Annotated in this window: 23 protein-coding genes and 1 riboswitch; of the genes, 12 read left to right on the top strand and 11 right to left on the bottom strand. The window is 58.1% G+C overall.

Translation table 11 applies throughout. The annotated features are described in order from the left end of the window. Nucleotides 1–25: 25 nt before the first annotated feature. Both sdaA and ACJ8MK_RS07160 read left to right on the top strand, forming a co-directional pair. A complete protein-coding gene (gene sdaA, locus ACJ8MK_RS07165; protein ID WP_033634884.1) occupies nt 26–1,390 on the top strand; it encodes an L-serine ammonia-lyase in 1,365 nt (454 codons plus the stop codon). A gap of 267 nt (nt 1,391–1,657) precedes the next feature. Further along, on the top strand, nt 1,658–3,244 hold the full coding sequence (locus ACJ8MK_RS07160; RefSeq protein ID WP_342133718.1) for an EAL domain-containing protein: 1,587 nt from the start codon (nt 1,658–1,660) through the stop codon (nt 3,242–3,244). A gap of 16 nt (nt 3,245–3,260) precedes the next feature. Here the strand turns inward: ACJ8MK_RS07160 and ACJ8MK_RS07155 are convergent, their stop codons facing one another. Beyond that, nucleotides 3,261–4,805, bottom strand: coding sequence for a TerC family protein (locus ACJ8MK_RS07155; protein ID WP_033634886.1), 1,545 nt, complete (start codon nt 4,803–4,805; stop codon nt 3,261–3,263). 563 nt (nt 4,806–5,368) lie between these two features. On the opposite strand from ACJ8MK_RS07155, the gene manX reads away from it, so the two are divergent. From manX to mntP, 5 genes are all read left to right on the top strand, one after another. Next, nucleotides 5,369–6,328, top strand: coding sequence for a PTS mannose transporter subunit IIAB (gene manX / locus ACJ8MK_RS07150; RefSeq protein ID WP_101427026.1), 960 nt, complete (start codon nt 5,369–5,371; stop codon nt 6,326–6,328). Nucleotides 6,329–6,384: 56 nt separating this feature from the next. After that, nucleotides 6,385–7,185: a PTS mannose/fructose/sorbose transporter subunit IIC gene (locus ACJ8MK_RS07145; RefSeq protein WP_033634888.1), complete on the top strand. Its 801-nt coding sequence runs from the start codon at nt 6,385–6,387 to the stop codon at nt 7,183–7,185. 15 nt (nt 7,186–7,200) lie between these two features. Further along, entirely contained in the window at nt 7,201–8,043 is an 843-nt protein-coding gene (locus ACJ8MK_RS07140) for a PTS mannose transporter subunit IID (protein WP_033634889.1), read from the top strand. 54 nt (nt 8,044–8,097) lie between these two features. Continuing rightward, on the top strand, nt 8,098–8,556 hold the full coding sequence (locus ACJ8MK_RS07135) for a DUF986 family protein (RefSeq protein WP_033647681.1): 459 nt from the start codon (nt 8,098–8,100) through the stop codon (nt 8,554–8,556). A 218-nt stretch (nt 8,557–8,774) separates the two neighbouring features. Continuing rightward, nucleotides 8,775–8,958, top strand: a riboswitch (yybP-ykoY riboswitch). 11 nt (nt 8,959–8,969) lie between these two features. Next, complete coding sequence (gene mntP / locus ACJ8MK_RS07130; protein ID WP_033647683.1) at nt 8,970–9,539, top strand: manganese efflux pump MntP; 570 nt, start codon at nt 8,970–8,972, stop codon at nt 9,537–9,539. 64 nt (nt 9,540–9,603) lie between these two features. Here mntP and rlmA read toward each other — a convergent pair whose 3' ends face one another. Then, nucleotides 9,604–10,422, bottom strand: a complete 819-nt coding sequence (rlmA, locus tag ACJ8MK_RS07125; RefSeq protein ID WP_041035504.1) for a 23S rRNA (guanine(745)-N(1))-methyltransferase — start codon at nt 10,420–10,422, stop codon at nt 9,604–9,606. Between the two features lie 161 nt (nt 10,423–10,583). Here rlmA and pgeF point away from each other — a divergent pair, with 161 nt between their 5' ends. After that, complete coding sequence (pgeF, locus tag ACJ8MK_RS07120; protein WP_101427027.1) at nt 10,584–11,300, top strand: peptidoglycan editing factor PgeF; 717 nt, start codon at nt 10,584–10,586, stop codon at nt 11,298–11,300. Nucleotides 11,301–11,352: 52 nt separating this feature from the next. Here the strand turns inward: pgeF and cspE are convergent, their stop codons facing one another. From cspE to ACJ8MK_RS07105, 3 genes are all read right to left on the bottom strand, one after another. Next, nucleotides 11,353–11,562 (bottom strand): transcription antiterminator/RNA stability regulator CspE, encoded by a 210-nt coding sequence (gene cspE / locus ACJ8MK_RS07115; RefSeq protein ID WP_002221949.1) that lies wholly within the window; start codon nt 11,560–11,562, stop codon nt 11,353–11,355. A gap of 41 nt (nt 11,563–11,603) precedes the next feature. Next, nucleotides 11,604–11,720, bottom strand: coding sequence for a DUF2627 domain-containing protein (locus tag ACJ8MK_RS07110; RefSeq protein ID WP_002211058.1), 117 nt, complete (start codon nt 11,718–11,720; stop codon nt 11,604–11,606). A gap of 682 nt (nt 11,721–12,402) precedes the next feature. Then, nucleotides 12,403–13,437 (bottom strand): MBL fold metallo-hydrolase, encoded by a 1,035-nt coding sequence (locus tag ACJ8MK_RS07105; RefSeq protein WP_101427028.1) that lies wholly within the window; start codon nt 13,435–13,437, stop codon nt 12,403–12,405. 220 nt (nt 13,438–13,657) lie between these two features. Here ACJ8MK_RS07105 and ACJ8MK_RS07100 point away from each other — a divergent pair, with 220 nt between their 5' ends. After that, nucleotides 13,658–13,948 (top strand): hypothetical protein, encoded by a 291-nt coding sequence (locus tag ACJ8MK_RS07100; RefSeq protein WP_033647690.1) that lies wholly within the window; start codon nt 13,658–13,660, stop codon nt 13,946–13,948. Between the two features lie 46 nt (nt 13,949–13,994). Here ACJ8MK_RS07100 and ACJ8MK_RS07095 read toward each other — a convergent pair whose 3' ends face one another. The 3 genes from ACJ8MK_RS07095 to ACJ8MK_RS07085 all read right to left on the bottom strand — a co-directional run bounded on the left by ACJ8MK_RS07095 (nt 13,995) and on the right by ACJ8MK_RS07085 (nt 16,144). Further along, nucleotides 13,995–15,356 (bottom strand): amino acid permease, encoded by a 1,362-nt coding sequence (locus ACJ8MK_RS07095; protein ID WP_033634896.1) that lies wholly within the window; start codon nt 15,354–15,356, stop codon nt 13,995–13,997. Between the two features lie 175 nt (nt 15,357–15,531). Continuing rightward, nucleotides 15,532–15,768, bottom strand: a complete 237-nt coding sequence (locus tag ACJ8MK_RS07090) for a DUF4060 family protein (protein WP_004927680.1) — start codon at nt 15,766–15,768, stop codon at nt 15,532–15,534. 73 nt (nt 15,769–15,841) lie between these two features. Next, a complete protein-coding gene (locus ACJ8MK_RS07085; protein ID WP_004927682.1) occupies nt 15,842–16,144 on the bottom strand; it encodes a phage protein NinX family protein in 303 nt (100 codons plus the stop codon). A gap of 170 nt (nt 16,145–16,314) precedes the next feature. On the opposite strand from ACJ8MK_RS07085, the gene fos reads away from it, so the two are divergent. Beyond that, nucleotides 16,315–16,722: a fosfomycin resistance glutathione transferase gene (gene fos, locus ACJ8MK_RS07080; RefSeq protein WP_442517620.1), complete on the top strand. Its 408-nt coding sequence runs from the start codon at nt 16,315–16,317 to the stop codon at nt 16,720–16,722. A 36-nt stretch (nt 16,723–16,758) separates the two neighbouring features. On the opposite strand, the gene ACJ8MK_RS07075 is transcribed toward fos, so the two are convergent. Then, nucleotides 16,759–17,034, bottom strand: a complete 276-nt coding sequence (locus ACJ8MK_RS07075; RefSeq protein ID WP_033647694.1) for a YebO family protein — start codon at nt 17,032–17,034, stop codon at nt 16,759–16,761. 81 nt (nt 17,035–17,115) lie between these two features. Beyond that, nucleotides 17,116–17,274 (bottom strand): PhoP/PhoQ regulator MgrB, encoded by a 159-nt coding sequence (locus ACJ8MK_RS07070; protein WP_004927688.1) that lies wholly within the window; start codon nt 17,272–17,274, stop codon nt 17,116–17,118. Nucleotides 17,275–17,435: 161 nt separating this feature from the next. Between ACJ8MK_RS07070 and ACJ8MK_RS07065 the strand changes: the two genes are divergently transcribed. Beyond that, entirely contained in the window at nt 17,436–17,669 is a 234-nt protein-coding gene (locus ACJ8MK_RS07065; protein ID WP_004927690.1) for a YobH family protein, read from the top strand. A gap of 40 nt (nt 17,670–17,709) precedes the next feature. Here the strand turns inward: ACJ8MK_RS07065 and ACJ8MK_RS07060 are convergent, their stop codons facing one another. After that, complete coding sequence (locus ACJ8MK_RS07060) at nt 17,710–17,949, bottom strand: DUF2766 family protein (protein WP_004927692.1); 240 nt, start codon at nt 17,947–17,949, stop codon at nt 17,710–17,712. 184 nt (nt 17,950–18,133) lie between these two features. Here ACJ8MK_RS07060 and ACJ8MK_RS07055 point away from each other — a divergent pair, with 184 nt between their 5' ends. Beyond that, on the top strand, nt 18,134–18,346 hold the full coding sequence (locus ACJ8MK_RS07055) for a YccJ family protein (RefSeq protein ID WP_004927694.1): 213 nt from the start codon (nt 18,134–18,136) through the stop codon (nt 18,344–18,346). Nucleotides 18,347–18,445 lie beyond the last annotated feature (99 nt).

Genomic DNA, 18,445 nt, shown 5'->3' with positions numbered 1-18,445 from the left:
ATACGTCTCTTTAAGGAGTTTTAGCGTGATTAGCGTTTTCGACATGTTTAAGATCGGCATCGGCCCGTCCAGCTCTCATACGGTTGGACCGATGAAAGCCGGCAAACAGTTTGTCGACGATCTGGTAAATAAAGGCCTGATGCCTTCTATCACGCGTGTTGCCGTAGACGTTTACGGCTCACTCTCATTGACCGGCAAAGGTCACCATACCGATATCGCCATCATTCTCGGCCTGGCCGGCAACATGCCGGACACCGTCGATATCGATAGCATTCCGGGTTTTATTCGCGATGTAGAACAACGTCAACGCCTGATGCTGGCCAACGGCCTGCATGAAGTCGATTTCCCGCGCGACGGCGGCATGGTCTTCCGCAGCGACAACCTGCCGCTGCATGAAAACGGCATGCAGATCCACGCCTTCGCCGGCGATAAAGAAGTGTACAGCAAGACCTATTACTCTATCGGCGGCGGTTTCATCGTCGACGAGGAGAACTTCGGTAAGGACGCAGAGCAAGAGCTGCAAATGCCCTATCCGTTCAACTCCGCGCGCGAAATGCTCGATCACTGCCGCGAGACCGGGCTGTCGCTGTCCGGCATGGTGATGCAGAACGAACTGGCGCTGCACAGCAAGCAAGAGATCGAGACCTACTTCGGCAACGTCTGGCAAACCATGCGCGCCTGTATCGATCGCGGTCTGAACACCGAAGGCGTGCTGCCGGGGCCGCTGCGCGTGCCGCGCCGTGCCTCCGCGCTGCGCCGCATGCTGGTGGCGTCGGACAAACTGTCCAGCGATCCGATGAACGTGATCGACTGGGTCAACATGTTCGCGCTGGCGGTTAACGAAGAAAACGCCGCCGGCGGCCGCGTGGTTACCGCGCCGACCAACGGCGCCTGCGGCATCGTGCCTGCGGTACTGGCTTACTACGATCACTTCATCGAGTCCGTCAGCCCGGACATCTACATCCGCTACTTTATGGCGGCGGGCGCCATCGGCGCGTTGTACAAGATGAACGCCTCCATTTCCGGCGCCGAAGTCGGCTGCCAGGGTGAAGTCGGCGTAGCCTGCTCCATGGCGGCGGCCGGCCTGGCCGAACTGCTGGGCGGCAGCCCTGAACAGGTGTGCGTGGCGGCGGAGATCGGCATGGAACACAACCTGGGTCTGACCTGTGACCCGGTCGCCGGCCAGGTGCAAGTGCCGTGCATCGAGCGCAACGCCATCGCTTCGGTCAAGGCGATCAACGCCGCCCGCATGGCCCTGCGCCGCACCAGCGAGCCGCGCGTTTCGCTGGATAAGGTGATCGAGACCATGTACGAAACCGGCAAAGACATGAACGCCAAGTACCGCGAAACGTCACGCGGCGGCCTGGCAATCAAGGTGCAATGCGACTGACAGATAACCCCGCCGCCCGGCGGGGTTTTTTATGGGTAATCAATTCATTGAACGTTTTAGTGACAATGTCACCAGAAAAAATCCTGCATTTTTCTCATCGATCCGGCGGTTAGCCTGCAAATTGGCCTTCTGTTTTACCAAACTGAAATAATTTACTGAGTTACCATCAATCTTGTATAACCTCAGGCTAGAATTAGCCGAGCGCAACTTAAGGATCAATGGCCTGACTGTGACTCGGAGCTGGATTACCGAACAAGGATTTACCGGATGTTGATGACCCACCTCGCCGCGTCCCGATATCGTTACTACCGTTGGCTGCTGGCCGGAGCGGTGGGCGCGGCTATTCTGTTGGTATCGCTGTATACCCGTTACTATCAAGAGGTCAAAAGCATCGAGTTGAGCCAACACACGTTGGCCACCCGCACCGTCGGCAAGCTCAACCAGTTGCTGACGCCGGCGCAGCTGCAGGCGGAACGCAGCATGGACATGCTGAACCAGTCCTGCGAGAACGTGTCATCTACCCTGCGCTTTCGCGCCGCGCAAAATCAGGCGCTGCGCGCCATGTTGCTGGTGAAGAACGGCATTATTTATTGCTCCAGCCTGTTTGGCGCCCGTCATTATCAGCTGGCCGCGGTGATGCCCACCTTCGTCAACAGCGAGGCCAGGCTGGCGCTGCGCCCCTCGCTGGCGGTGAGCAAAGGTCTGCCCACGCTGGTGCTGTGGACGCCATCGCCCCGCGATAAAACCAGCGGCGTGCTGCACGTATTCAATATCGAGCTGCTGTCCAACTTTTTACTCGAGCCGCAGGAGCCTTACGTTCAGCGCGTGGTGCTGAACGTGGCCGACAGCAGCCTGGAATACGGCCGCCGCGAAATCCTGAGCCGCGATACCCTGACCAACGATCTGCGCTACACCGCCGGCTCCGCGCTGTATCCGTTCTCGATTTCGCTGTTCGGCCCGCAGATCGGCATGCTGGCGCTTTCCGCCCTGCCGCGCCATATTCCGCTGGCGCTGCTGATCAGCCTGTTGGCCGCCTATGTGGTCTATCTGCTCACCGCCAACCGCATGAGCCTGTCTTATCACATCGGCCATGCCATCACCCATCGCGAGTTCCGCGTCTACTGCCAGCCGATCATCCACAGCGATACCGGGCGCTGCGCCGGCGTTGAGATGCTGCTGCGTTGGAAAAAGAAACGGCAAGGGTGGATCTCGCCCGACGTGTTTATTCCGCTGGCCGAGCAGCATGAGCTGATCATTCCGCTCACCCGCTACCTGATGAGCACCGTAACGGAAAATCTGCAGCTGTTCCCGCCCCGGCCGTCGTTCTACATCAGCATCAACGTCGCCGCCGAGCATTTTAAAACGCTCAATATCATCGACGATATTCGCCAGATTTGGCTTCCGGCGCACCCGATGCCCTCATTGATGCTGGAGCTGACCGAACGCACCGCGCTGTCGGCAATTCAGTATGACCAGATCCGCACGCTGAAAGACATGGGGATCATGCTGGCCATCGACGATTTCGGCACCGGTCACAGCTCGCTGAGCTACCTGAAGAACCTCAGCCCGGACGTCTTGAAGATCGATCGCGGGTTTACCGCCGCCATCGGCACCGACGCGGTCAACGCCACGGTGACCGACACCATCATTACGCTGGCGCAGCGCCTGAAGCTGAAACTGGTGGCAGAGGGGGTGGAAACGGAGGAACAGGCCGACTATCTGCGCTCACGCGAGGTCAATGCCCTGCAGGGATATTATTTCGCCAAGCCGATGCCGATCCACGTTTTCCCGCTGTGGTTGCAGCAGTACGAATCGCGCGTCAGGAAAGCGGAAGAGGATCCGCCGGAGGCCTGAGCCCCCGGCGGAAGGGTTACGCGTGCGCCGTCTCGTCCAGGACGACGCGGGTAACGCGCACCAGTTCGATACGGTATTCGGACACCTCGACGATATCGAACCGCAGGTGGTTCAGCTCAATGCTATCTCCCGCCACCGGCATCTGCCCGTAGTGAGCCAACAGCAGCCCCGCCAGGGTGGCGTAGTCGGCGGTGGGGCTGACCAGGTCATCGCAGGCCAGCGCCTGTTCCAGCGAGTGCAGATCGGTTCCGCCCTTCACCAGCCAGCCGTCACCTTCCGCCACGATGTCCGGCGTTTCGTCCTCGTCCGGGAATTCACCGGCAATCGCTTCCAGCACGTCCAGCGGCGTTACCAGCCCCTGCACCACGCCGAACTCATTGGTGACCACCACCAGACGCCCTTTGGCGCGGCGCAGCACCGCCAGCAGCTTGATGACGTCCATGGTTTCCGGCACCACGATCGGCGGCGTGCGGGCGGCGAACTCGGCGATATCTTCCCCTTGCTCCAGCGCCACCAGCAGATCCTTGGCACGTACCACGCCGACGATTTCATCCACCGAGTCGCGGCACACCGGGAACAGGCTGTGCGGCGTATCCAGCAGCTGTGCGCGCACCTCCTCGCGGGAGCGCTCGCAGTCGACCCAGGAAATGTCGGTGCGCGGCGTCATCACGCTGCGCAATGAACGCGAGGCCAGCGTCAACACGCCGCTGATCATATAGCGCTCTTCCGCCGCAAAGGTTTCATCCCGCGGCAAGGCGACCGCATCGTCCGTCTGCTGCGCACGCTGCTGCCCCATCAGGCGCATGATCGCTTCCGCGGTGCGCTCGCGCATCGGACGACGCGCTTGATGCTTGATAAAGTTGCGACGCGCGATCTGGTTGAACAATTCAATCAGAATCGAGAAGCCGATAGCGGCATACAGGTAGCCTTTAGGAATGTGCAAACCGAAGCCTTCGGCGATCAGGCTCAGGCCGATCATCAACAGGAAGCTCAGGCACAGCACCACGATGGTCGGGTGCGCGTTGACGAAGTTGGTCAACGGCTTCGACGCCAACAGCATCACCGCCATCGCGATCACCACCGCCGCCATCATCACCGGCAGATCGTTCACCATGCCCACGGCGGTAATCACCGCATCAAGCGAAAATACCGCGTCGAGGATCACGATTTGCACCACCACCGCCCAGAACTTGGCGTAACCGCGGTTAGCGCCGTCTTGATGCGTCTGCCCTTCCAGCCGTTCATGCAGCTCCATGGTGGCCTTGAACAGCAGGAATACCCCGCCGAACAGCAGGATCAAATCGCGGCCGGAGAAGCTGAAGTCGCCGACGCTGAACAGCGGCGTGGTCAGGGTTACCATCCAGGAGATCACCGACAGCAGGCCCAAACGCATCAGCAATGCCAGCGACAGGCCGATAATGCGCGCCTTATCGCGCTGCTTCGGCGGCAGCTTGTCGGCCAAAATGGCGATGAACACCAGGTTGTCGATGCCCAGCACGATTTCCAGCACCACCAGCGTCAGCAACCCCGCCCAAATAGAGGGGTCCATTAAAAATTCCATATCAGACTCCAGAGAAAAGTGGGAATGAGCGCACGCCGCTCAGACGTGACGATGCCGCCGCTGCATGGGTGCAGTCGACAATAGCAAGGTGACGGGATGGGATTGCCGGGAGATGGCCGAAGGGCCGAACAGCATATGCAACGCCAGCGGGTGGCGGGTGAAACCTGGAAAAACAGTAACTTCGGTGACAGTCCATAGGGAGGGCTGAGGCCCTTCACTCCTTAGTAATGAAAGAAGGAATTACTGTATCAGGATTTTTCTGGGGGACAAAGCGGCTTTTTCAACGGCGGTTTAGGATGACGCCCCCGTCATGTCATCTGCGACAGCTAAGATTTCTCCGAGCATTCAATAGCGGAGCAGCGTCACAAAAAATATTTTTTCACTCACTAAAATAAATGTCGCGTTCGTGAAGTATTGCGCACAGGCATTTGAAACTGCGTGAGAAATGTTAGGCGTGCGTTTCTTTTTTTCTACCATAATGTATCTGAACCGCGGAAGTGACTGCCAAGATGGCGCGGAGAAACGACACAAACCGCGCCTGGAGTTCAACGAGGAGGTAGCGAGTGGCAATAGCTATTATCATCGGCACACACGGGGCTGCAGCGGAACAACTGCTGAAAACGGCGGAGATGCTATTGGGCGAGCAGGACAACGTCGCCTTTATAGACTTCGTTCCCGGTGAGAATGCCGAGACGTTAATCGTCAAGTACAACGAGAAAATCAGTGGGTTGGATACCAGCGGCGGTGTGCTGTTCCTGGTGGATACCTGGGGCGGCAGCCCGTTCAACGCCGCCAGCCGCATTGCGGTCGACAAGGAAAACTATGAGGTCGTCACCGGGGTCAACATTCCGATGCTGGTGGAAACCTTCATGGCGCGGGACGACAACCCCGCCTTCGATGAACTGGTAGCGCTGGCGTTGGAAACCGGCCGCGAAGGCGTGAAAGCGCTGAAAAAACCGCAGGAAGAACCCGTAAAACCCGCAGCACCCGTCGCCAAAGCAGCTGCCCCTCAGGCGCCGCTGGGGCCGAATGACCACATGAAAATCGGCCTGGCGCGCATCGATGACCGCTTGATTCACGGCCAGGTCGCTACCCGCTGGACCAAAGAGACCAACGTCAGCCGCATTATCGTCGTCAGCGATGAAGTCGCCGCCGACCATGTGCGCAAAACCCTGCTGACCCAGGTCGCCCCGCCGGGCGTCACCGCCCACGTGGTGGACGTGGCGAAGGCCATCCGCGTCTGGAACAACCCGAAATACGCCAACGACCGCGTGATGCTGTTGTTTACCAACCCGACCGACGTCTTGCGTCTGGTGGAGGGCGGCGTGGATATTCAATCCGTCAATATCGGCGGCATGGCGTTCCGTCAGGGGAAAACCCAGGTGAACAACGCCGTTTCCGTCGATGAAAAAGATATCGAAGCGTTTAAGAAACTGAACGATCGCGGTATCGAGCTGGAGGTGCGTAAGGTCTCGTCCGACAGCCGGCTAAAAATGATGGACCTGATTAACAAACTCAATTAGTGGCGCCAGCCGCTGATTATTTTACTCAGAGCTTTTTTGGTCATAGGAGAAGTGCAATGGAGATCACCACTCTTCAGATTGTGCTGATATTTATCGTTGCCTGTATCGCCGGGATGGGTTCCGTCCTCGACGAGTTTCAGTTCCACCGTCCGCTGGTCGCCTGTACCCTGATCGGCTTCATTCTCGGCGATATGAAAACCGGCATCATTATCGGCGGTACGCTGGAAATGATCGCCCTGGGCTGGATGAACATCGGCGCGGCGGTCGCGCCGGATGCCGCCCTGGCGTCCATCATCTCGACCATTCTGGTCATCGCCGGCGGGCAAAGCGTCGGCGCCGGTATCGCCCTGGCCATTCCGCTGGCGGCGGCCGGCCAGGTGTTGACCATCATCGTGCGCACCCTCACCGTGGCCTTCCAGCACGCGGCGGACAGCGCGGCGGAGCGCGGCAGCCTGCGGGCCATCACCTGGATCCACATCGGCGCCCTGCTGCTGCAGGCGATGCGTATCGCCATCCCGGCGGTCATCGTCGCCATCTCGGTCGGCACCGCCGGGGTACACGCCCTGCTCAACTCGATCCCGGAAGTGGTCACCAGCGGCCTGAACATCGCCGGCGGCATGATCGTGGTGGTCGGTTACGCGATGGTGATTAACATGATGCGCGCCGGCTACCTGATGCCGTTCTTCTACCTGGGTTTCGTGACCGCCGCCTTCACCAACTTCAACCTGGTGGCGCTCGGCGTCATCGGCGTGGTGATGGCCGTGCTGTATATCCAGCTCAGCCCGAAATACAACAAGTCTCAGGTTGTCCAGGCTGGCCCGGCTAACGCGAACGATCTCGATAACGAACTCGACTAGGAATAGGTGAGAGAAATGGTTGATACAACTGCTCAAAAGAAACTCACGCCGGCCGATATTCGCGGCGTATTCCTGCGCTCGAACCTGTTCCAGGGTTCGTGGAACTTCGAACGCATGCAGGCGCTGGGTTTTTGCTTCTCGATGGTGCCGGTGATCCGTCGCCTGTATCCGGAAAACAATGACGATCGCAAACAGGCGATCAAGCGCCACCTCGAGTTCTTCAACACCCACCCTTACGTGGCGGCGCCGGTGCTCGGCGTAACCATGGCGATGGAAGAGCAACGCGCGAACGGCGCGCCGATCGACGACGGCGCGATCAACGGCATCAAGGTCGGTCTGATGGGGCCGTTGGCGGGCGTCGGTGACCCGATTTTCTGGGGCACCGTGCGGCCGGTGTTCGCCGCGCTCGGCGCCGGCATCGCCATGAGCGGCAGCCTGCTCGGGCCAATCCTGTTCTTCGTGCTGTTCAACCTGGTGCGCCTGCTGACCCGCTACTACGGCGTGGCCTACGGTTACCGTAAAGGGGTGGATATCGTCAACGACATGGGCGGCGGCTTCCTGCAGAAACTGACGGAAGGGGCGTCCATTCTCGGCCTGTTTGTCATGGGGGCGCTGGTCAACAAGTGGACGCACGTGAATATCCCGCTGGTGGTGTCCAAGATCACCGACCAGACCGGGCATACCAACGTGACCACGGTGCAGACCATCCTCGACCAATTGATGCCGGGCCTGGTGCCGTTGCTGCTGACCTTCGCCTGTATGTGGCTGCTGCGCAAGAAAGTCAACGCGCTGTGGATCATCATCGGCTTCTTCGTCATCGGTATCTTTGGCTATTGGATTGGCCTGCTGGGCCTGTAATCGTTCGAAACGGCCGGGGGGCAACCCCCGGCTTTTTTATGTGTGGAGCAAGAGATGTCACTGACCGACGCCGTACTGATGCTGTTTATCACCCTGCTGTTGCTGTACTCGCTGTATGACGAATTCGGCATGGATCTGCTGAAAGGCAAAACGCGCCTCAAGGTGCTGCTCAAACGCCGCCACCGCCTCGACAGCCTGATTTTCGTCGGCCTGATCGCCATTCTGATTTACCGCAATGTCACCGACAATGGTGCGGTATTAACCACCTACCTGCTTATTTCCTTGGCGCTGCTCGCTATCTATGTTTCTTATATTCGCGCTCCCAAGATGGTGTTTAAAGCGCAGGGTTTTTTCTTCGCCAATGTGTTTGTTGAATATAACCGCATTAAAGCCATGAATTTATCGGAAGACGGTATTCTGGCCATCGACCTGGAACAGCGCCGGCTGTTGGTTCAGGTGACACACCTGGACGACCTGGAGAAGATTTATCAGTTTTTCGTTGATAATCAATAGATAAATAAATAACCGCTTTGTTACCGCTCAAACCTTGCGCGGCCTGTGGGTAATTAATGGGCTGCGTCACTTTCACTCTGACTATTATTTACGCAACATTGTTACCCACGTCTACATTATATTCCCACATGAAATTAGATTAATGAAAACGAGTCTCAATTAAGCGCGAACATCACGCCAGAATAAAGTTGTCGGTGGCGGAAATAATATGGTATGGTTGCGCCGTCATTGGGGAGTAGCCGGTTTCTGGAGAATAAAACGCCAGAAACGCCCGTATCAACATACTCGTTTCGCCGTATGAAACGTGGTGCGGGCAGCCAGGTAAGGTTGGCGAGACCATAGACACGTAACTCCGTCGTTTGGTTGGGGGTGGGTTACGTGTATATGGAGCCACCCGGCCGAGGCTATTTCACATGAACCTTTCAGCAACACTCATTCTCGCTTTCGGCATGTCCATGGATGCTTTCGCCGCTTCGATCGGCAAAGGCGCCAGCCTGCATCAACCCCGTTTCCGCGAAGCGATCCGCACCGGCCTGATCTTCGGCGTGGTCGAAGCGATCACCCCGCTCATCGGTTGGGCCATCGGCCTGTTCGCCAGCCAATACATCATGGAATGGGATCACTGGGTCGCCTTCTCGCTGCTGTTCATTCTCGGCATGCGCATGATTGTCGAAGGGGTGCGCAACAAGCCCGATGAAGAAGAGAAGGTCAAACGCCACGGCTTCTGGATCTTGGTGGCTACCGCTATCGCCACCAGCCTCGACGCCATGGCTATCGGCGTCGGCCTGGCCTTCCTGCAGGTCAATATCGTGCACACCGCCATGGCCATCGGTTGCGCCACCATGATCATGGCGACGCTGGGCATGATGATCGGCCGCTTTATCGGCCCGCTGCTGGGAAAACGCGCCGAGATCCTCGGCGGCGTGGTGCTGATCGGTATCGGCGTCAACATTCTGCTGGAGCATCTCGGCTACCTGGCCTGAGGCGCTCGCGCTACAAAAAAACCTGCCGCGGCAGGTTTTTTTGTTTCTGGGCTCACTGCGCCTGTTAAGCACGGCGCCGGTACAACGCCAGCACGAAATCCGTTTCGCACTCAAACTCGCCGCCGTGCGCCAGCCTCTGCTGCACCTCCGGCGTAGCGCGCCAGGCGAACGGCGTCATCTGCAGCAGGTTGGCGGCCTGTGCGCCCGGCAAGGTCATCGTATAGGCCAATGCCTCTTTACGCTCGCACTCGAATCCGTCGAACTGTTCGTCCTGTTCGGCATGCAGCTGCGCCTGCTGGTACACCTGCTCTTTCAGTTGGTACAGATGACGCGGGCCCGGCGAAACCGTCACCACCACGCCGCCCGGCTTCACCACTCGCGCCAGCTCCGCCGCCTTGCAGGGCGCATAGATGCGCAACACCGCATCCAGCGCCCCGTCGGCGAACGGCAGGCGGTGGCTGGAGGCGACGCAGAACGAGACCGCGGGATAACGCTTGGCAGCGTAGCGGATCGCCACCTTGGCGACGTCCAGCCCATAAACCGCCATATTGCGCTGCTGCGCCAGCCGTGCGGCCACGGCGGCGGTGTAATACCCTTCCCCACAGCCTATATCCAATAACGCGCCTGCATCGGCCGCCAGCGCCAAATCCAGCCACTCTGCCACCTGCTGTTGCAGCGGCTGATAAAAACCGCCGTCGAGAAACGCGCGCCGCGCCTGCATCATTTCCGCGCTGTCTCCCGGCTGCTTCGATCGCTTGTGCTGTACCGGCAGCAGATTGACGTAGCCTTCTTTGGCTTGATCGAACTGATGATTGCCGTCGCAACGCCAGTGTTGCGATGAGAAATGCAGCGGTTGATGACACAGGGGGCATTGATAAGACATGAATGGGCTTCCAGAAAGACAGGGCGCGGCTAGTCTAAAGAAGGCGTCGGCTCGATGCAAGGCGCATCCCCGCTCGCTTTCGCCGCCAACAACGCCTGGTCAAGCGGGGAAAAAGCTGGCTACACTGTGAGTCTGTTTTCTCACGCAGGTGAAAATAACTTATGAGCGATCGTTCCGCGCTGCTCGATGCGGTGCCCCACATTCAGCACGGCTTCGGCAGCAAACTCGCGCTGCTGCCGGGGCATCTGCTGCCCTACAGCGCCACGCTGCCGGAAAAGAAGCAGGTGCACGGCACCCGTATCGTCGAGGTGCTGCAACCGGCGCAGGCGTGCGGTGAAGCCGACGGCTTCTACACCCGCCAGCCCGGCATTCTGCTCGGCGTGCTGACGGCGGACTGTCTGCCGGTGCTGTTCAGCCGCCGCGACGGCGGCGCCATCGCCGCGGTTCATGCCGGCTGGCGCGGGTTGCTGGACGGCATTCTGGAACAGATGGCAGCGCGCATTCGCCAGGACGGCGACACCGCCGACTGGGTGGTCTCTATCGGCCCCGCCGCCGGCGCGTGCTGCTACGAAGTCGACGAAGCGCTGGTGGAGAATTTTAAACAGCGCCTGCCGCTGCCCGCCACGCTGATCAGCCCGCATTATCGGCACCTGGATCTGGCCGCGATTGCCGAACACAAGCTGGTGGCGCTGGGCTTCGCCGCCGTTGACCGCGCCGGCAGTTGCACCATCTGCACGCCGGACGTCGACCCGCAGCGGCCGCAGCGCTTCAAGTACACCAGCTATCGCCGCAACAGCCATCGGCGCGCGCAGGATCCGACGCATCCGGGGATCAAAGGCCGCAACCAGTATGCCGGCATCATCATCGCCGCCGGATGACGGAAACGAAAAAGCCCGCGCGGAGGCGGGCTTTTTGTACAGCTGACGCTGATTAGATAGCAGTAACGTTTACTGCAGATGGGCCTTTCTGGCCATCTTGGATTTCGAACTCAACGTTCTGGCCTTCAGCCAGGGTTTTGAAGCCGTTACCCTGGATTGCAGAGAAGTGTACGAACACGTCTTTGCTGCCGTCAGCCGGGGTGATGAAACCGAAACCTTTAGACTCGTTGAACCACTTAACTTGACCTTTGATCTTTGCCATCTTGAGTATTTCCTTTGGATTGTTTAAACCGCCCGTGGGCGTTACATAGACAAACTAGAGTCGTTACTGCTTGAGGCACTAAGATAAGGATCGGCAGAGAAGCGGTATTCAACGCTAACGTCTTTACTCAGAACTTCTTTACTGAAAATGCCACACATATACAGAACTGTACCTCGTTTTACCCAGATGCGTTATCACATACTCTGTATGCGATGGCAAGCCATTTTTAATCACTGAACGACATGTCGCACATATTTGAAACGGTCGAGCGCCGCATTTGCTTAAATAGCCCAAAAGATGTTGAAGCATCGGCTATTTTCTGCTTGCCAAAATCACTGCGCCAGACCCCGCATTCTGATAGCGTTTTAACAAAACTTTCATCGTTTTGACGCCTCTCCCTCTCGGCACTTTCGCTTTTTTGCCGCTTATAGCGTTAAAAAATTTGAATCTTTATGGAATGTCATATGCAACATTTGAATATCGATGAACGGGGGCCAATTTATTCAATGCTCCTCCGACCCTTTAGCGCCGGAAAGCGCATTCATCGTCGGTCTTCAACCCTGCCGCCACAGGGTGAGAACCCCATCGCGTCGGAAGGCGCAAGTGAAGCGGGTACCGCGGGCAACGGTTGCATAAGCATGCAACCTCCAGACGCCTCTCCCGCTGGCCGGTTGTTTCATCCTAAATAATCCGAAAGCCACGAGTCTGAATAACCGGAATAATCTTATGAATAGCGAAAGTGTGGCATGGAATTAAATCTTGAAGATCGGGTGGTTATTTGAATCACCACCCGTGCTTATCGATTCTGCTAATTACCGCCACGCTTTCAAACCGTTGATCTTATTCTTTCCCCGATACCGCAGGGTGAAGAGAGAACGCTTGCTGCGAGTCCTGCAACGCGATGCGCTCGCCAATCTTCAACGGGTGGAATTGATGCTGATCCAGCCCCGCCTCGCTCAGCGCCAGGTTCAACTGCTGCGGCGGCTCGTCGAGCGATTCGTCCGCCAATTCGAATACCCCCCAATGGATGGGAATGGCGCGCGGCTGATTCAGCTCGCGATACAACGTCACCGACTGCTGCGGATCCATATGCTGCTCCTGCATGAACCAGCGCGGCGCATAGGCGCCAATCGGCAGCGCCGCCACGTCGAACGGCCCCAGCCGTTGACCGATCTCCGCCAGCCGTTCCGAATAGCCGCTGTCGCCGGAAAAATAAAACCGCAGCGCCGGATGGTGGATCACCCAGCCGCACCACAACGAGCGATTGCGATCCCACAGCGTGCGCATGCTCCAATGCCGCGCCGGCGTGGCGTAGACCGTCAGTTCGCCCAGCGACAGGCTCTGCCACCAGTCCAGTTCATGCACCTTCAGCCGATAGCGGCGAAACCAGCGCTTCAATCCGAGCGGCACGATAAACTCGGCCTGTGGAAAGCGCCGCGCCAGCTGCCGCACCGTGCGCCTGTCGAGATGATCATAATGATTATGGGAGATCAGCACCGCATCCACCGCCGGCAGTTGCCCCACCGTCAGCGGCGTCGGCGTTCTGCGCTTCGGGCCGTAGAAGCTCAGCGGCGATGCGCGTTCGGACAACACCGGGTCGATCAGGATATAGCGCCCGCCCAGCCGCAGCAGCATTGACGCATGCCCAAGCCACCAAATGCTGTCATCGCCGCCGCTGAGATCGGCGGGTTGCCACCAACGCTCGGTAAATTGCGCGTAGCCCTGCTGCGGCGGCCTGGGCAGCCCCTGCCGCTTGCGTTCATCCTGCCAACGCTGCAGGTCGCCCTCCTGGCGCTGCGAGGGTTCCGGGTTGCGAAATCCCTCCGGCGTGTGATGCGCCTTGGCCGCGTCGTAATAACGGTTGATTCTCTTCATCCTGCCTTTTCTCCCGACCACTGCGCCCTGCACGGGCATGACTTTCAGTGTAACAAACCCGATGAAGCTCGCACTTTGTCAGCCGTGCGCTGCATCTCGGGACCTTTTGCCGTATGCTGTTGTCTCACTCCGGTGAGACAGCCAGGGCCGCCAAGAGCTCGTTAAGACTCTCTTAAGATCTTTGTGATTGACTTGTAGGGCATACAGAAAAGGAGAAGTTATGAGTCGTTCTACATCCCGCAAATCAGGCATCGGCCTGGGGCGCCGTATTCGCAGCGCGCTGCTGGCGCAGAAGCAATACTGGAAAATGTATTTCGCCATGAAGCTGCGCCGTCTGCGCGTACCTGCCCCGCTGGTGGTGCTGGGCGGTTCGCTGCTCGGATTCTTCATGCTGACCCTGCTGATGCTCAGCGTGGTCGCCATCGACGTGATCAGCACCCTGCTGCTGCTGTGTCGGAAACTGCTGGGGCGGGGGCATAGTGAGGGGCGCGCCTTTATGCCGCGCGGCTAACGAGAAAAGAAGCGGAGGCGCGCAATACGCCTCCGCAGCATACCGATTAACGCTTGGCGCCTTTACGGCGCGTCAGCATAAACCCGCACCACAGCACCGCAATCCACACCGGCATCAGCAACACCGAAATGCGGATCCCTTCGCTGAAATACATAATCACCAGAATCAGGCTGAGGAACGCCAGGCACAGGTAGTTGCCGAACGGGTACCACAGCGCCTTAAAGCTGGGAATGACGCCCTGGCGGTTCTTGGCGGCGCGGAATTTCAGGTGCGCCAGGCAGATCATCACCCAGTTGATCACCAACGTTGAAACCACCAGCGCCATCAGCAGCTCAAACGCCTTGCCGGGCATCAGGTAGTTAATCAGCACGCCGATCGAGGTAATCAACGCCGATAGCGCAATGGACAGCACCGGCACGCCGCGCTTGTTAACCCGCGTCAGCGCCTGCGGCGCATTGCCCTGGCTGGCCAGCCCGAACAACATGCGGCTGTTGGCATAAACGCCGCTGTTGTAGACCGACAGCGCGGCGGTCAGCACCACCACGTTGAGCACGGTCGCCACCAGATTGCTGTTCAGCGCATGGAAAATCAGCACGAACGGGCTGCCCCCCTCCACCACTTGCCCCCACGGATAGAGCGACAGCAGCACGGTCAGCGAGCCGATATAGAAGATCAGAATGCGGTACACCACCTGATTGGTGGCTTTGGGAATGCTGCGGCGCGGATCGGCGGCTTCCGCCGCGGTGATGCCGACCATTTCCAGGCCGCCGAACGAGAACATGATCACCGCCATCGCCATCACCAGCCCGGAGAAGCCGTGCGGCATAAAGCCGCCCTGCTGCCACAGGTTGGTGATGCTGGCCTGCGGCCCGCCGTTGCCGCTGACCAACAGCCAGGCACCGAAGACGATCATGCCGACAATCGCCACCACTTTGATGATGGCGAACCAGAATTCGGTTTCGCCGTACAGGCGCACGTTCACCAGGTTAATCAGGTTGATCAGCACGAAAAACAGCGCGGCGGAGGCCCAGGTGGGGATCTCCGGCCACCAGTACTGAATGTAGATGCCGACGGCGGTCAATTCCGCCATGCCGACCAGAATGAACATCGCCCAATAGTTCCAGCCGGAAAGAAAGCCGGCGAAGTCGCCCCAATATTTATAGGCAAAGTGGCTGAACGATCCGGCGACCGGCTCCTCCACCACCATTTCGCCCAGCTGGCGCATGATTAAAAACGCGATAAAACCGCCGATGGCGTAACCCAACAGCACGGCGGGGCCGGCCATTTTAATGGTTTGCGCAATGCCGAGAAATAAACCGGTACCGATGGCGCCCCCGAGGGCAATAAGCTGTATATGTCTGTTTTTTAAGCCGCGTTTTAGCGGAGTATCCTGATGCTGACCGCCCATCTTATCCTCATATGGCGTACACCCTTGCCGCTGTCGGCCAAGATTTCACCAATCAATAAATGTATCTGCGGGCGGCTTTTTAACACTTAACCCCGTGAGCATCAAGGAGAAGCGCCCCGAGACGGCGTAACGGAGCGCGATTTTTTAACCGTGAGAAAGCATGCAACGGTGGCGTTCAGCCAGGCATACCGCACAGTTTGGTCAGGTTGCGCGCGCCGATCATCAGCGTGGCGACATAGGATTGGCTACGCGTGACCACTTCCACCGCCACGCGATCGTTTTGATATTTTATCAGGTAGGTCGAGGGCCAGCCCTGACGGCGCTGGCCGAAGCTTTCGGCATGACGATCGATCGCCGCATGGGCAATCACCAGATGAGACAAGTTTTTATCACCTTTGATAATGCGCTTCATAAACAGCCTCCGCCAACGACAGCTCTGTTATTAGAAAAAGGAGAAACTCTTACCAATCACCGGTATTTTTGACTCAGTTAGCCTGTCGGCTCATCAGAAAGCAGATCATCGCCGCGCGCAGCGGGCTGGCGCTGTCCGCCTGCCATTCACCGCCCTGGGTGCTCATGCGCGCCTGCCATTGCGGGCTGTCGCTTTGGTTATCGGGGTTCAGACTGATTTTGTTGGCGCAAATGATCGGCCAGGCATCGGAGGGATTCTTGCAGTAATCTTTACCTTTCACACCACCGTAGGGATACCACTTGTCCGGGTTCTCTCCGGTCAGCAGCGCGATGCTGCGGTTCACTTCGGCATCGCTTTCTTCGTACCATTTAATCATCGGCTTCATCCATCTTTCGTAAGGTTCGCGCTACATTACGATGTCTGTACGACAGTTTTATGACAGCGCCGCCGGTTTTCACATTATCTCTACTAATGCTTTGCCCCCTTTATCTTTCCTGAGCGCCTGCGTACACTTTTATCTCTGTTCTGCGCCCAGGAAACGCATGCATGTTGACCGGCCTCAACCATCTGACGCTTGCCGTCAGCGATCTCGATCGCAGCTTCGATTTTTATCGTCATCTGTTGGGTTTTACCCCGCACGCCCGCTGGCAAGACGGCGCCTATCTTTCGTTGGGGCCGTTGTGGCTATGCCTGTCGCTGGATGAAAAGCGCACGCAACAACACGAGCGCGATTACACCCATTACGCCTTCAGCGTAGCGCCGGAACACATTGAACAGGCCAGTCAGCGGTTGCGTCAGGCCGGCGTCGAAGAGTGGAAAAGCAATCGCAGCGAAGGCGAATCGCTCTATTTTCTCGATCCTGACGGGCATCAATTGGAGATCCATGCCGGCGATTTGGCCAGCCGCCTGGCGGCATGCCGGGAAAAACCTTATCAGGGCATGGTGTTTTACTGAGGCGCCCCGGCGGCAGTGCCAGCCGGAGCATCATGCTCAACGTTCGGGGATAAAACCTTTGAAATCCAGCGCGGGGCTGAGATCGTCGTCGTCAGCAGCAGCGCCGTCAGTGCCAGCGCGGTGCGCCATACGCTTCAACAGCGCCGTTTGCTGACGCTGTTGCTCGGCAATCTCTTGCAGCAGGCGAATCTGCTCGTTGGCGCGCACGCTGGCGCGGTTCACCAGGAACCAAACCCACAGCCCGGCCAGCAACGCCACGGCGGCGAGGGCCAGCGACAACAGGCCGTTCTGGCCAAAACCTAAATCGTACATGGAAAACCCTATCTACTGCGACATTCAGGCCGCCATCTTAACACTCGCGGCGGCCGTGCGAACATCCCTGCCGAAAATTGCTTACCAGGGCACGAAGCGGGTCACCGAACAGATGCCCAACGCAAAATTTCCACCATCGTCGCAATAGCTGTCCAGCGCCAGCAGGTAGAAAAACAGGCAGGCAGCGACGGCCGTCATTATCACGAGGATTTTTTTTCGCAACAAATTTAGCAGCCTCATTGTTATCTGGGTAATCTATCGCGCATGTTATCACAGCGAAGTTAAACGAAGTTTAACTTTTCGTTTAGATTTCTGGCTATCGCCCGGTTTTCAGACTGTTACCCTTGCCCTCGCATGCGCGCCGTGGCTAGATGCTCCCTCAGGGACAACGAGGAAATGCGATGAGTAAATTGATTAAGTGGGTACTGGTGTTGGCGGTCATTTACGGCGGCTTTTTGATCTCGGGTTACGGCGTGCTGATCGGCAGCAACAAAAACGTTGGCGGGTTGGGATTGCAGTGCAAATACCTGACGGCGCGTAACGTGGCGATCGCCCAGTACGTGAATGGCGACAACGGTTTCATCGGCGTAGCCGACTGCCCGCTGTTCAAGAAAATCGAAACGGTGGTGGATTAACCGCCACCGCCCGACGCCGCCGCTCTGCGGCGGCCCCGCCTCAGTTGCGGGTAAACTTCATCTCGATCAGCGCAATCGCCTTGTCAATCGCTCGGCGGGTCACCGGATCGGCGCCAGCAGGGTGCGTGGAGAAATCGATGCTTTTGAGCTGACCCGCCATCTTGTCGCGCACTTCGGTCGGCGCAATCACGTCGATAACGTCCAGAATCTGTTTGATGACCAGTTGGCAAGCGACCAGATCGGAAGCCAATTCCTGCTCGTTGCTCAGCATGTCAGACATAATAACTTTCCTTCTTGATTCAAACGCCGCACAGAATAGCATGGCGTCCGCGCCATTGCCCGCTCTCCCCGTCTTTTTCCCCCTTCTGCGCACCGCCGGGCAAAAGCCCGCGGCGGATTAGCCTATACTTGCAGCATGACGGTGGCAAAAACCACCCCCAAGCCACAACCAACAGGAGAAAGTTATGGCGAATCACAATGTGAAATCCTGGGCGACAGTGCGTGAAACTTCGGTGGAGATCGCCGAAGCCATTTTTGAACTGGCAGGGAACGACGAAGTGTTGGCGCAGAAAATCTGGGAAGAAGGCAGCGACGAAGCGCTGGAGAAAGCCTTTGCCAAAACCACCGCCGACCAGCTTTATTGGGGAGAGGAAACCGTCGAGCGGAAAAACGTTTGAGCGCCTGCGCAACAAAAAGCCCGGGTTTCTGACCCAGGCTTTCCCGATTGGCGTTCGCCCCGCTCAGCGGCGTGCAATATCTCTTGCTCTCACGGTTCT

Origin of the sequence: Serratia sp. CY38905 (assembly GCF_052168875.1) — a bacterium.
GTDB lineage: Bacteria > Pseudomonadota > Gammaproteobacteria > Enterobacterales > Enterobacteriaceae > Serratia > Serratia sarumanii.
The sequence above is the reverse complement of the archived record's forward strand: the minus strand, read 5'-3'. Positions and strand labels throughout refer to the sequence as shown.